At 66.9% G+C, this 12595-nt stretch carries 10 protein-coding genes and 2 riboswitches; of the genes, 3 read left to right on the top strand and 7 right to left on the bottom strand.

The window, feature by feature from the left end; genetic code table 11:
• Positions 1 to 13: 13 nt before the first annotated feature.
• Positions 14 to 508, top strand: a complete 495-nt coding sequence (locus HU751_RS27235; RefSeq protein ID WP_371349979.1) for a methyl-accepting chemotaxis protein — start codon at positions 14 to 16, stop codon at positions 506 to 508.
• Here HU751_RS27235 and HU751_RS07700 read toward each other — a convergent pair.
• From HU751_RS07700 to HU751_RS07670, 7 genes are all read right to left on the bottom strand, one after another.
• Positions 483 to 3764: a transporter substrate-binding domain-containing protein gene (locus HU751_RS07700; RefSeq protein ID WP_186734598.1), complete on the bottom strand. Its 3282-nt coding sequence runs from the start codon at positions 3762 to 3764 to the stop codon at positions 483 to 485. The genes HU751_RS27235 and HU751_RS07700 overlap by 26 nt on opposite strands.
• Before the next feature lie 3 nt (positions 3765 to 3767).
• Positions 3768 to 4382, bottom strand: a complete 615-nt coding sequence (locus tag HU751_RS07695) for a response regulator transcription factor (protein WP_028690792.1) — start codon at positions 4380 to 4382, stop codon at positions 3768 to 3770.
• Positions 4383 to 4555: 173 nt separating this feature from the next.
• Positions 4556 to 4798 (bottom strand): DUF1272 domain-containing protein, encoded by a 243-nt coding sequence (locus tag HU751_RS07690; RefSeq protein WP_186734599.1) that lies wholly within the window; start codon positions 4796 to 4798, stop codon positions 4556 to 4558.
• 64 nt (positions 4799 to 4862) lie between these two features.
• Positions 4863 to 5615, bottom strand: a complete 753-nt coding sequence (cobM, locus tag HU751_RS07685) for a precorrin-4 C(11)-methyltransferase (protein ID WP_186734600.1) — start codon at positions 5613 to 5615, stop codon at positions 4863 to 4865.
• Positions 5616 to 5643: 28 nt separating this feature from the next.
• Positions 5644 to 6045, bottom strand: coding sequence for a cobalamin biosynthesis protein (locus tag HU751_RS07680; RefSeq protein WP_186734601.1), 402 nt, complete (start codon positions 6043 to 6045; stop codon positions 5644 to 5646).
• Positions 6045 to 6737: a CbtA family protein gene (locus HU751_RS07675; protein WP_186734602.1), complete on the bottom strand. Its 693-nt coding sequence runs from the start codon at positions 6735 to 6737 to the stop codon at positions 6045 to 6047. Before HU751_RS07675 ends, HU751_RS07680 begins: the two co-directional genes overlap by 1 nt.
• Before the next feature lie 10 nt (positions 6738 to 6747).
• A complete protein-coding gene (locus HU751_RS07670) occupies positions 6748 to 6933 on the bottom strand; it encodes a CbtB domain-containing protein (RefSeq protein ID WP_028690797.1) in 186 nt (61 codons plus the stop codon).
• A gap of 100 nt (positions 6934 to 7033) precedes the next feature.
• Positions 7034 to 7402, bottom strand: a riboswitch (cobalamin riboswitch).
• A 59-nt stretch (positions 7403 to 7461) separates the two neighbouring features.
• Positions 7462 to 7661: riboswitch (cobalamin riboswitch) on the top strand.
• Positions 7662 to 7761: 100 nt separating this feature from the next.
• Between HU751_RS07670 and cobW the strand changes: the two genes are divergently transcribed.
• Both cobW and cobN read left to right on the top strand, forming a co-directional pair.
• Complete coding sequence (gene cobW / locus HU751_RS07665) at positions 7762 to 8829, top strand: cobalamin biosynthesis protein CobW (protein ID WP_186734603.1); 1068 nt, start codon at positions 7762 to 7764, stop codon at positions 8827 to 8829.
• Positions 8830 to 8832: 3 nt separating this feature from the next.
• Positions 8833 to 12594 (top strand): cobaltochelatase subunit CobN, encoded by a 3762-nt coding sequence (cobN, locus tag HU751_RS07660; RefSeq protein WP_186734604.1) that lies wholly within the window; start codon positions 8833 to 8835, stop codon positions 12592 to 12594.
• Position 12595 lies beyond the last annotated feature (1 nt).

The raw sequence follows: 12595 nt of genomic DNA, 5'->3' as shown, positions 1-12595 counted from the left end.
CCACGCCAGTTCGATGCAGACCGACGCCTGCGCGCGCAAGGGCACCCAGGTGGTGCAGCAGGCGGTCGAGGTGATCGAGCAGATTTCATCCGAGCTGAACGACGCTGCCCGCACCATCGACGCGGTGAGCAAGCAGTCCGAGGTGATCGGGCAGATTGTCCTGACCATCCGCGGCATCGCCGACCAGACCAACCTGCTGGCGCTCAACGCTGCCATCGAGGCGGCCCGCGCCGGCGAGCATGGCCGGGGCTTCGCCGTGGTCGCCGACGAGGTGCGCAACCTGGCGGCGCGCACCAGCAAGGCGACCCTGGAGATTGTCGAGGTAGTGCGACAGAATCATGACCTGTCACTGACCGCGGTGGCCAGCATGCAGTCAAGCCTGACCCGTACGGGGCTTGGTGTGGAGCTGGCCAACGAGGCCGGCACGGTGATCATGGAGATCCAGCAGGGGTCGCGGCACGTGGTGGACGCCATCAGCCAGATCAGTTCGACCCTTCAATTGCACTGAGGCTCTGGCGCAGTTCCAGCTCCAGGCCGTGCAGGCTGGCCTGGAGCCGGGCGAGCAGCCGGTCCACTGGCTCGCCTTGGGCGATGGCCTGCTCCAGGGCCTCGCAGTCCTGCTTCACGCCCCTGACCTTGAGCATCTTGGCGCCCCCCTTGACCCGGTGGACCACCGGCACCAGGGCCTCGGGTAACGGATTGGCGCCGAGCGCCTGCAGTGCTTGCAGGTCTTCGGCGCTGCTTCGTGCCAGTTGCTCCAGCAGGCGCCTGATCAGCTGGTTGTCGTCCTGGGTGAGGTGACGCAGCTCGGCCAGGTCGAAGCCGCTGGAGCGCGGCGCTTCCCCTGCCTGGTCAGGCTGCGGCGCGCCAGCCAGTGGCAGGCAGGCCCTGAGCGCCTGCAGGCCGATCGGCTTGAACAGGCAGTCATCCATGCCGTTGTCCAGGCAGCGTTGACGCTCTTCGGCCTGGGCGTTGGCGGTTACGCCGATGATGCGACAGGCCGATGCGCCAGTCTCGCGCTCCTGCGCCCGAATGGCGCGGGCCAGCTCATGGCCATCCATGACCGGCATGCTGCAGTCGGTGATCACCACGTCAAAGTGATCCGCCTGCCAGAGTGCCAGCGCCGCCTTGCCCTGGTCGGCGAGACTCACCTGGTGGCCCAGCGAGCGCAACTGCTTGTCCAGCAGCAACAGGTTGGCCGGGTAGTCGTCCACCACCAGAACCTGCAGCGGCCCGCTGATGGCTTCGACCACCGCGTTGACGGGCTTCGCGTCGGTGTTGGGCTCGGCGCCGGGCAGGGTGAGGCGGACATCGACCTGGGTGCCCAGGCCCTCGATGCTGTGCAGGGTCAGCTCGCCCCCCATGAGTTCGCACAGCTCGCGGCTGATCACCAGCCCCAGGCCGGCACCCTGGCGCGCCTGTCGACCATCGACCTGGGAAAAGGTGGTGAACAGGCGCGCCTGGTCGCTGGCACCGATGCCTACGCCGCTGTCCTTGATCTGCAAGCTGGCCTGCTGCAGGCCGGCATCGAGCGAAGTCATCAGCAACGACACGTCGACCTGACCGTGGTCGGTGAACTTGATGGCATTGCTCAGCAGGTTCGACAGCACCTGCTTGAGGCGTAGCGGGTCGGCCAGCACCCAGGCCGGGGCGGCAGGCAGCACCGCACGCAGGGCAAGCCCCTTGAGGCGGGCGCTGCCCTCGAAGATCCGCAGGGTGGAGCGGATCAGCTCGACCAGGTCGATGGCCACCGGTTGCAGGGTCATGTGGCCGGACTCGATGCGTGAGATGTCCAGTACATCGCCGATCAGCTCGAGCAGGCCGATCGCCGAGTCGTGGGCCGCCTCCAGGGCCTGGCGGTCGCTATGACCGTGCCGGCTGTCCTCCAGGGCCATTTCCAGCAGGCCGATGACGGCGTTCATCGGCGTACGGATCTCATGGCTCATGACCGCCAGGAAGGTGCTCTTCGCCCGGCTGGCCTGTTCGGCATCGTCCTTGGCCTGGCGCAACTGTTCGAGCAGGCCGCGACTGAGTGCCAGTTGCGCCTGCAGGGCACGCTGGGCCTCGCTGCGCTGGTGAATCAACTTGCGCAGGTAGGTGTTCCAGAACACCACGCCAGTCAGTAGGAGGGCGGCCAGCACCAGGACCTGCAGGGCCAGGGCGCGGTAGTTGCGCCAGGGACTGTCGCTGACCACGGTGTTGGTACGCCAGCGATTGACCAGTTGCTCCAACTCGTCGGGTGGGATGCTCAGCAACGCCTTGTCGAGGATTGCCTGCAACTGATGTTCCGCCGGGCTTACCGCGAAGGTCGCCAGCGCAGGCTCGTTGCCCTGCAGCCCGGCGATCTTGAGCCGGCCGTTGAACACCTGGTTGATGAAGTAGGTAGCATTGATCTGCGAGCTCAGGGCGACATCGGCGTCGCCGTTTGCCACGGCCTCCATCAGTTGCAGGGGGTTTTCCAGTTCGACGGTGCGCAGGTCGGGATACTGGCGTTCAAGCCCTTCGAGCGAGGGCGAGCCGCGCAGCAAGGCCACGCGTTGGCCTTGCAGAGGTTGCACGGCGTCCAGCGCTGGCGCGTCCTGGCGGGTGACCAGGACCCGCGGGCTGATCATGTAGGGGCGGCTGTAGCGCAGGCGCTGGGCACGGAGCACGCCGAAACCGATGGCACCGATCATGTCGGCCTTGCCCTGGGCAACCTGCTCGACCATGTCCTCGAACGATTCCGACTCGACGACCTGGAAACGCAGGCCGGTGCGCAAACCGATGCGCTCCAGTAGATCCAGGGCGATGCCCCGTGGCTGCTGTTGGGCGTCGGTGAAACTCAACGGCGCGAGGGAAGTGTTGATCATTACCTTGATCTGCCGGTGCCCGGCGATCCAGTCACGCTCCTCGGACGTCAGTGCGTCAAGACGGCGGTCGAGCAGGACGCTGGTGCTGCCACCCGTCCAGCGTCGCAGGATGTTCAGTCGCTCACTGTCGGCGATGCGTCCCAGGGCGAGATTGACCAGTTGCAGCAGGCGTTGGTTGCCGCGGGCCAGGGCAAAGGCGAACGTGCTGGGTGGCGCCTTGACGAAGTGATCGACCTTGACCTGTTCCTGGAAACCCTTGGCGATCGCGTAGTCGGCGCTGATCGCATCGCCCAGGTAGACATCGGCCTGCCCCAGCGCTACTGCGGCGACACCGGCGAGGGTGGAACGGAAAAGTTTCAACTGCGCGCGTGGATAGAACTGCTGCACCGTGTGGATGGGCAGGTAGTGGTCGACCATGGCCAGGCGCAGGCCTTGCAGGTCATCACCCTCGGGCAGGCTCTGGTTCTGTCGCGACACGATCACTGGCAGGTCGTCGGCATAGGGCGCGCTCAGGACCAGTTCGGCATCACTGGCTTCGAAGGCATTGGAGCTGCCCAGCAGGTCGATTTCGCCCGCACGCAGCGCGTCGAGGGCCTGGGCGCGGCTGGTAAAACGACGCACCTCGATCGGCACACCCAGTTGTTCGGCGATCAGGCCGGCGTAGTCGGCGCTCAGGCCCTCGTAGTCGGCCTGGCTGATGTTGATGTCGAAGGGCGGGTAATCCGGGTGCGAGCTGCCCAGTACCAGGCGCCCGCGCTCATTGAGCCATTGTCGGTCGGAAGCGGCCACCGCCAGCGGTGGCGCCGCGCTCAGGGCGCGGGCCAGCAGGTGGCGGGGCTCGCTGTGCACTTCGGCGTTGGCGGGCAGCGACAGCATTGCGACCAGCAGCAGGCAAAGCGATGTCCCCTTGTGCATGGCTCAGGCCACGTTGTTGCGTTTGGCCAGGTCGACCATTTCCACCAGCGACTCGACCTTGAGTTTCTCCATGATCCGGCCGCGGTAGGTGCTGATGGTCTTGGCGCTGAGGTTCATCTGCTCGCCGATCAACTTGTTGCTCTGGCCGGCGCTGAGCCGGCGCAGCACCTCCATCTCCCGGTTGGACAGCAGTGCCAGGCGCTCGGTCTCGCTTTCCAGGGTATTGCTGTTGACTGCCATCTGCGGGAAGGTCGAGTAACCCTTGACCAGAGCCTTGAGGGCGAAGACCAGGGCGTCGAGATCTTCGTCCTTGTTGACGAAAGCCGAGATGCCGGCGTCCATGCAGCGGCGCACATAAAGGTCGGCGGGCTGGCCGGTGAGGGCCATGATCCGCGGCGGCGGGTCGATCAGCTTGAGGCGCTTGATCACCTCCATGCCGTCGAGGTCTGGAAGGCCGATATCGAGGATGACCACGTCCGCCTTGGTCTGCTCGGCCAGGCGGGCAGCTTCCTTGCCTTTACCGGTTTCCCCCACGACGGTGAAGCGTTCGCGTTCGAGCAGCATGCGTACGGCGAGTCGAACAATGTGGTGGTCATCAACCAACAGCACGGATGTCATTCAGGTAACTCCTGTCAAAGTGCAGCCCGCTTCCAGCCTTGCATTGCAGGCGCTGGGCCGCGGACTTGCTGGGCAGCGCGCACCTTACGGATATTCAGGAGCCTTGGTAATAGGCGAGTATAGGTGTGTTGAAATACCCACACCAACCTGTAGAAAAGTCCTACAAGCGAGGTTCAGGTGCAGAGGGCGTGCGGCTTGTGCACACGCTGTGTCGAGGCGGGATTGTTGTCCAGCACCTTGCCGACGCGGGTGGGACGGGCCACCAGCTGGCCGCCGCAGTTCGGGCAGCGGTTGTGGAAGTGCCGGTCGTTGCAGGCGCGGCAGAAGGTGCATTCGAATGAACAGATCAGCGCATCCGGACTTTCGGCGGGCAGGTTGGTGTCGCAGCATTCGCAGTTGGGGCGCAGTTCGAGCATGGGCTTGGTTTCCGTCCAGTTGGAAAAACCAGTGTGCTACGCCGCGCCCCGGTCGGCAATCGTTTCAGGAGCCTGGGCGATAGAGGTGGGCATGACCGGCACGGTACAGGGCCGAGTCGGCGAACGGCGCGTCCCCCAGCACATGGCCGACCAGGATCAGCGCCGTGCGCCGGAAGCCTTTGGCGGCCACGCGCTTGCCGATATCCGCCAGGGTGCCCTTGACCCAGTCCTGGTCCGGCCAGGTGGCACGATGGACCACCGCGATCGGGCAGTCGACGCCATAGTGTGGCAGCAGCTCCTCGACGATGCGGGCCAGATGGCGCACGCCCAGGTGGATGGCCAGGGTACTGCCGTGGCGGGCGAGGTCGGCCAGTTGCTCACCGGCCGGCATCGGCGAACTGTCGCCGAAGCGGGTGAGAATCACGGTCTGTGCCACATCGGGCAAGGTCAGCTCGCAACCGAGCAGCGCGGCACTGGCGGCGGTGGCGGTGACGCCGGGGACGATCTGGTAGTCGATGTCCAGTTCGCGCAAGTGGCGGATCTGTTCGCCGATGGCGCCGTACAGGCTGGGGTCGCCGCTGTGCACCCGGGCCACATCCTCGCCTTTGGCGTGGGCCTGGCGCATCACCTCGACGATCTGTTCCAGGTGGAGTTCGGCGCTGTTGATCACGGTGTGCGCCTGGTGACCTTCCAGTACAGCGGCGGGGACCAGGGAGCCTGCGTAGATGATCACCGGGCACTGGCGGATCAGGCGCTGGCCCTTGACCGTGATCAGCTCGGGATCGCCGGGGCCGGCGCCGATGAAATAGACCGTCATGGGTATTCCTTGTAGAGAGAGTGGCGGATTATCCGCCGATGGCCAGGGCCAGGGTAGCGCTGCCGAGGACCTGTCTTGGCACGTGCAGGCGGCCGTTGTCGCCGGCCAGGGCCAGGGCGGCGCTCTCGGCGACACCCCAGCAGCCGGTCTGCGCGTAGGCCGTGGGCGAACGCTGGCTGAGCTGTGGTTCGAAGACCAGTAAATGCGCGGCATCGAAACAGATGTACGGCAGCCCGAGGCGTTCGGCCAGTGCCAGCAGGCCGGGCTCGCGGGCCTTGGGCTCGATGCTGGCAATGCCGCGCAGGGCCGAGAGGGGCAGGGCGTGGCGGTTGAGCGTCTGGCGCAGCAGCACCGCCAGCGTCTCGACCGGGCAGCCACGGCGGCAGCCAAAGCCGGCGTACAACGCCGGCTGGGCAGGCAGGTCGTGCATCAGGCCTGGCTGGAGCGACGGTACAGCCAGGCGCTGAGCAGGCCCAGGGCCAGCCAGAACGCGGCGTTGGTCAGCCACGAAGCGATCTTGAACTGAGTCTCGAGGGCTTCCGGCGCCAGGCTTTCATGCACCGCAGGCTGTGGCGCGCCGATCAGGTGCGGGATTACCAGCAGGGCGACGCCCAGTGCCTTGAACAGCCAGTGTCGGGCGAACACCAGCAATGCCAGGCCGGCGGCGGTGGCGGCAGCGGTGCCGATCCACCAGGTCTGGCGCTGGCCAAGGTCGGCGGCGGCGGTGCCGGGCAGCTCAGGTGGCAGGCCCAGGGTCGGCGCCAGGCAGAACACGGCGAAACCGGCCAGGCCCCACAGCGCGCCGGTGGCTACGCGGTTCGGTTCGCGCAGGCTGTAGAGGGCGACCAGGATCAGGGCGAAACCGACGGCGACCACCAGGTTGCCGCCGGTGGTGGACAGCACGCGCTGCCAGCCATCTTCCGGCGCCCAGGCCTCGGCGCTGTGTTCATGTTCGTGGGAGGCGGCGTCGCCGTGCTCATGGTGTTCGGCGGCCGGGGCGGCGGATTCGTAGGTTTCCGCCTGGAGAATCAGTGGGGCGACCCAGAAACTTTGCAGCAGGGTCAGCAACAGGGCCGCGAGCAGGCCGCTGAAACCCGCAGTACGGGCGATGCGCGTAATCATGCGGATTTACTCAGTGGCAAGGGAAGGCGGCGCTGTGGCGGGTGTCGTGAGCGGCATTGTGCACCGCCTCGATATGCGAGAAACCGGCGAAGTACACCAGGCACAGGCCCAGCAGGCTGGCGCCGACCGCGACGATCAGGCGCTGGCTGAGGCTGACGGGGGTGGCGATACTGTGTTTGGCGCTGGTGATGGGCATGACGCGTTCCTCTGCTGCTTTTGTTGTGGCAACGGGCATGCGCGACGACCCCGGGCACGGCTGGCCCAGGTGATACGACGACGCCCGCCCACCGCGGGGTGTACTGTGAGCACGTTAGGCCGGTCTCCGGGCTGGCGAGGTGGAGCAGGACTCCTAGGCTTTGTACGAAAAGTGCCTGCGCGACGATCATGCTGCGTTGAAAACAGGCTCGGAATGCTCATTTGCAACCAGCAAACTCCGCTTCCTCGCCTGTTTTCGCCTTGCCTGATCGCCGCTCGGCGACTTTTCGTACAAACCCTACGATGGCGTCACCTTCCCATGCCTTGAGGCTGGCACAGTGGTCTGGACGCTTCTCTCGCTTACCGTTGCGGGGGCAGCACCGGCCTTGTCGGCTCCTTTGAATGGAGGCACGACGCACCGGTTTCCCGTTTCACCCCCGTCGGGGGCACCTGAACGCAATGCACTAGCAAATCACGGGGCCGGGCCCGCGTCAATCGCCGCAGCGGTTGACCGCCAGGCAGGCACTGCGTAGCCTTGCCGGTTCGAGGTTCTCGGGCGTTGGCCCGAGCTAAGACGGGAACGCGGTACAAGCCGCGGCTGCCCCCGCAACTGTAAGCACTGAAGGGTTCGGCACAGCCACTGCGCAGGCGCGCGGGAAGGCGCCGACCCGCCGGCCAGCGTGCCGCAGCGGTGCAAGCCAGGAGACCTGCCTCGTGACGTTTTCGACTTTCAACCGGGCGGGGTGATCCGGTGGCGAACGCGCCAGGCCGGCATGGCCGTGGCTGTCGTCCTGCATGCCCGCGCCATTGCTGCCAAGGGTATCGCGACATGAAAACACTGGCCAAGCTTCCCGTCACCATCGTCACCGGCTTCCTCGGCTCGGGCAAGACCACCTTGCTGCGCCATATGCTCGACAACGCCCAGGGCCGCCGCATCGCGGTGATCGTCAACGAATTCGGCGAGCTGGGCATCGATGGCGAGATCCTCAAGCAGTGCAGTATCGGCTGCACCGAGGAAGAGGCCAACGGCCGCGTCTACGAGCTGGCCAACGGTTGCCTGTGTTGCACCGTGCAGGAAGAGTTCTTCCCGGTGATGCGCGAGCTGGTGGCCCGTCGCGGCGATCTCGATCACATTCTTATCGAAACCAGTGGCCTGGCCTTGCCCAAACCGCTGGTACAGGCCTTCCAGTGGCCGGAAATCCGCAACGCCTGCACTGTCGACGCGGTGATCACCGTGGTCGACAGCCCGGCCGTGGCCGCCGGCACCTTCGCCGCCTATCCGGACCAGGTCGACGCCCAGCGCAAGCTCGACCCCAACCTCGACCACGAGTCGCCGCTGCACGAGCTGTTCGCCGACCAGCTGGCCAGCGCCGACCTGGTGGTACTGAACAAGGCCGACCTGATCGACGCCGAGGGCCTGGCCAAGGTCCGCGCCGAGGTGGCCGAAGAACTGCCGCCGGCGGTCAAGGTGATCGAGGCCAGCAGCGGTCGCTTGCCGCTGGAAGTATTGCTGGGCGTGGGCGCCGAATCCGAGGCGCATATCGATGGTCGTCGTACCCATCACGACTCGCATCACGACGGCGATGACCATGACGACCATGACCACGACGCCTTCGACTCGATCTCCATTGATTTGCCCGAGGCCGACGAGAGCCTGCTGCTCGACGCCCTGACCCAGCTGGTCACCGAGTTCGGCATCCTGCGCGCCAAGGGCTTCGCCGCCATCCCCGGCAAGCCGATGCGCCTGCTGATCCAGGGCGTGGGCACCCGCTTCGACAAGCATTTCGACCGCGCCTGGCGCAGCGATGAACCACGAATCACCCGCCTGGTGCTGATCGGCCAGGCGCTGGACGCCGCACAGCTGGAAGCGCGTCTGCGCCAGGTCCTGGGCGCCTGATCCATGCACCTGCTGCGGACCCAACCCGGCGGCTTCGTGCCGGACGACAGCATCGCCGACCTCGGCCAGACCCCCGCCGACCTGGTGATCCTCTGCAGCGGTGATTCACACCTGGCGCTGCTCGCCGAAACCGCCGAGCAGTTGCCGGTCGATTTCCCCAGCGTGCGCCTGGCCAACCCGATGCAGGTGCAGAACCATGCCTCGGTCGACCTGTATGTCGACCAGGTGCTGCGCCACGCCAAGGTGATCCTGGTGTCGCTGCATGGCGGCGTCGGCTACTGGCGCTATGGTGTCGAGCAACTGGTCGAGCTGGCGGGGCGTGGGGTCGAGCTGATCCTGGTGCCCGGCGATGACCGCCCGGACCCGGAGCTCACCGACCTGGGCACGGTGCGCGGCGAACAGGCCGAACGCCTCTGGCACTTCCTGCGCCAGGGCGGCAAGGCCAACGCGGTGAACCTGTTCAACTGCCTGGCCAGCCAGTGGCTGGGGCGCGATTACCCGTGGGATGAACCGCAGCCCTTGCCGCGCACGGCGGTTTACCATCCGGCCAAGGCCACGGCGCGTCTCGAGGACTGGTATGCCGAGTGGCACCCGGAGCATCCGGTGGCGCCGTTGCTGTTCTACCGTTCGCACCTGCAGGCGGCCAACACGGCGTTCATCGATGTGTTCTGCCAGCGCCTGCAGGCCTGCGGGCTGAACCCATTGCCCATCGCCGTGGCCAGCCTGAAGGAGCGCGCCTGCCTGGACCAGGTCGAGGCCTGGCTCGACGAGGTGCAGGCCGAAGTGGTGATCAACACTACCGGTTTCGCCCTGTCCAGCCCCGAGCAACCCAACCTGCGCCCGCTGCGCCGCGATGTACCGGTGCTGCAGGCCATCTGCGCCCAGGACAACCAGCCCGGCTGGGAGCAGAGCGAGCAGGGCCTGGGCGCGCGCGACCTGGCGATGCACATCGCCCTGCCGGAACTGGACGGGCGCATCATCACCCGGCCGGTGAGTTTCAAGGACCTGGCCTGGCGCAGCGAGCGCAGCCAGTCCGATGTGGTCTGCTACCGGGCCCATCCCGAACGCATGGACTTCGTCGCCGAACTGGCACGGCGCTGGGTGACCCTGGCGCGCCTGGACAACCAGGAAAAGCGCGTGGCCCTGGTGCTGGCCAACTACCCGACCCGCGACGGGCGTATCGGCAATGGCGTCGGCCTGGACACGCCGGGCGCGGCGCTCAATATCCTCGAGGCCCTGCAAGCGCAGGGTTACCCGGTGGCCGGCCTGCCCGACAGCGGTACCGAGCTGATTCACCAGTTGCTCGGCGGTGTGACCAACGACCTTGATCACCTCGACCAGCGCCCCTGCGCCCAGAGCCTGGCCCTGGCCGACTACCAGCGCGCCTTTGCCGCATTGCCCGAGGGCAACCGGCGCGCCGTGCTGGAGCGCTGGGGGCCGCCCGAGCAGGATCCGATGTTCCGCAGTGGACGCATGATGGTTGCCGGCCTGCGCTACGGCCTGACCTTCGTCGGCATACAGCCGGCGCGGGGCTATCAGGTGGATCACAGCGCGGTGTACCACGACCCGGACCTGGTGCCGCCCCATGGCTACCTGGCGTTCCACTTCTGGCTGCGCAACGGCTATGCCGCCGACGCGGTGATCCATGTGGGCAAGCACGGCAACCTGGAATGGCTGCCGGGCAAGGGCGTGGGCCTGTCCGCCGAGTGCTGGCCGGATGCCTTGCTCGGCCCGTTGCCCAACATCTACCCGTTCATCGTCAACGACCCGGGCGAGGGCGCCCAGGCCAAGCGCCGCACCCAGGCGGTGATCATCGACCACCTGATGCCGCCGCTGACCCGCGCCGAGACCTACGGCCCGCTGCGCCACCTGGAGCAACTGGCCGACGAGTACTACGAGGCGCAGTTACTCGATCCGCGCCGTGCCCGCGAGCTGCAACGGGACATCCTCGAACTGGTCAAGACCCACCATATCGATCGCGAGTTGCAGCTCGAAGGGCAGATGGAGGACGCGGCGGTGTGGCTGCCGCGGCTGGACACCTACCTGTGCGACCTGAAGGAATCGCAGATTCGCGACGGCCTGCACGTGTTCGGCCAATCGCCGCAGGGACGTTTGCGCAGCGATACGTTGCTGGCGTTGCTGCGGGTGGCGCGGGGCGATGGCAAGGGCGGTAACGCCAGCCTGATCCGCGTGCTGGCCAAGGCGCTGGTGCTGGGCTTCGATCCGCTGGACTGTGACCTGGGGCAGGCCTGGGATGGGCCACGCCCGGACCTGTTGGCACAACTCGACGCCAGCCTCTGGCGAACCTGTGGCGATACCCGCGAGCGCCTGGAGTTGCTGGCATTGTCACTGATCGAGCAGGCCCTGCTGGGTACTCTCGCGCTACAGGACGGGCTCGAATGGGACGCGGTGCGCGAAGTGCTGCACACGCTGGTCGAGCAGGTCGCCCCCGATCTGGATGCCTGCGGCGCTGCCGAGATTGATGGCCTGCTGGCTGCCCTGGCCGGGCGTTTCGTCCCGGCCGGGCCCAGCGGCGCGCCCAGCCGTGGGCGTCTTGACGTGCTGCCCACCGGGCGCAACTTCTATACCGTCGATGTGCGCAACCTGCCGACCGCCACGGCCTGGCGCCTGGGGTTCGCCTCGGCCAACCTGATCCTTGAGCGGCACCTGCAGGATCACGGCGATCACCTGCGCCAGCTGGGGCTGTCGGTGTGGGGCACGGCGACCATGCGCACCGGTGGCGACGATATCGCCCAGGCCATGGCGTTGATGGGCGTGCGCCCGGTGTGGGCCACCGGCAGCCAGCGGGTCGATGATTTCGAGATCCTGCCGCTGAGCCTGCTCGACCGGCCACGAGTGGATGTGACGCTGCGGGTGTCAGGTTTCTTCCGCGACGCCTTCGGCAACCTGATCCGCCTGTTCGACGCCGCCGTGCAGGCGGTGGCGACGCTGGACGAACCGGACGACCTGAACCCCCTGGCCGCGCGGGTGCGCGCCGAGCGTGAAGCGTTGCTCGGCGCTGGCGTCGAGCCCGAGCAGGCGGCGCGGCAGGCCGGCTGGCGGGTGTTCGGCGCCAAGCCCGGCGCCTACGGGGCCGGAGTGCAAAACGCCATTGACGGACGCCTGTGGCACAGCCGCGACGATCTGGCCGAGGTCTACCTCAACCATGGCGGCTACGCCTATGGCGCAGCCGACGAGGGCACCCCGGCCCGCGCCGCGTTCGCCCAGCGCCTGGCGCAGGTGCAGGCGGTGCTGCAGAACCAGGACAACCACGAGCACGACCTGCTCGACTCCAACGATTACTACCAGTTCCAGGGCGGCATGCTGGCGGCCGCCGAAACCCTGGCCGGTACGTCGCGAGCCAGCTACCACGGCGATCACAGCCAGGCCGATCGGCCGCGAGTGCGCACCCTCAAGGAAGAACTCAATCGAGTGATCCGTGCCCGGGCGCTCAACCCCAAGTGGATCGACGGCGCCAAGCGCCATGGCTATAAAGGCGCGTTCGAGCTGGCGGCCACGGTCGATAACCTGTTCGCCTTCGACGCCACCACCCACCTGATTGACGACCATCATTACCAGGGCCTGGCCGATGCCTATGTGCTCGACCCGGCCACTCGTGATTTCATGCGCGAGCACAACCCCGAAGCCCTGCGCGACCTTACCGAGCGCCTGCTGGAAGCCCAGCAGCGCGGGTTGTGGCAGGAACCGGGCGACTATCGTGAAAGCCTCGAGCAACAATTGCTCGCCGGCGAGGAAGACTGCTGAA

The organism is Pseudomonas peradeniyensis (assembly GCF_014268935.2).
In the GTDB taxonomy this organism is placed as follows: domain Bacteria; phylum Pseudomonadota; class Gammaproteobacteria; order Pseudomonadales; family Pseudomonadaceae; genus Aquipseudomonas; species Aquipseudomonas peradeniyensis.
The sequence above is the reverse complement of the archived record's forward strand: the minus strand, read 5'-3'. Positions and strand labels throughout refer to the sequence as shown.

Coding starts and splice junctions, on each gene's coding strand:
- HU751_RS27235 (WP_371349979.1), top strand. CDS start 14: ATGCAGACCGACGCCTGCGCGCGCAAGGGCACCCAGGTGGTGCAGCAG.
- HU751_RS07700 (WP_186734598.1), bottom strand. CDS start 3,764: ATGCACAAGGGGACATCGCTTTGCCTGCTGCTGGTCGCAATGCTGTCG.
- HU751_RS07695 (WP_028690792.1), bottom strand. CDS start 4,382: ATGACATCCGTGCTGTTGGTTGATGACCACCACATTGTTCGACTCGCC.
- HU751_RS07690 (WP_186734599.1), bottom strand. CDS start 4,798: ATGCTCGAACTGCGCCCCAACTGCGAATGCTGCGACACCAACCTGCCC.
- cobM (WP_186734600.1), bottom strand. CDS start 5,615: ATGACGGTCTATTTCATCGGCGCCGGCCCCGGCGATCCCGAGCTGATC.
- HU751_RS07680 (WP_186734601.1), bottom strand. CDS start 6,045: ATGCACGACCTGCCTGCCCAGCCGGCGTTGTACGCCGGCTTTGGCTGC.
- HU751_RS07675 (WP_186734602.1), bottom strand. CDS start 6,737: ATGATTACGCGCATCGCCCGTACTGCGGGTTTCAGCGGCCTGCTCGCG.
- HU751_RS07670 (WP_028690797.1), bottom strand. CDS start 6,933: ATGCCCATCACCAGCGCCAAACACAGTATCGCCACCCCCGTCAGCCTC.
- cobW (WP_186734603.1), top strand. CDS start 7,762: ATGAAAACACTGGCCAAGCTTCCCGTCACCATCGTCACCGGCTTCCTC.
- cobN (WP_186734604.1), top strand. CDS start 8,833: ATGCACCTGCTGCGGACCCAACCCGGCGGCTTCGTGCCGGACGACAGC.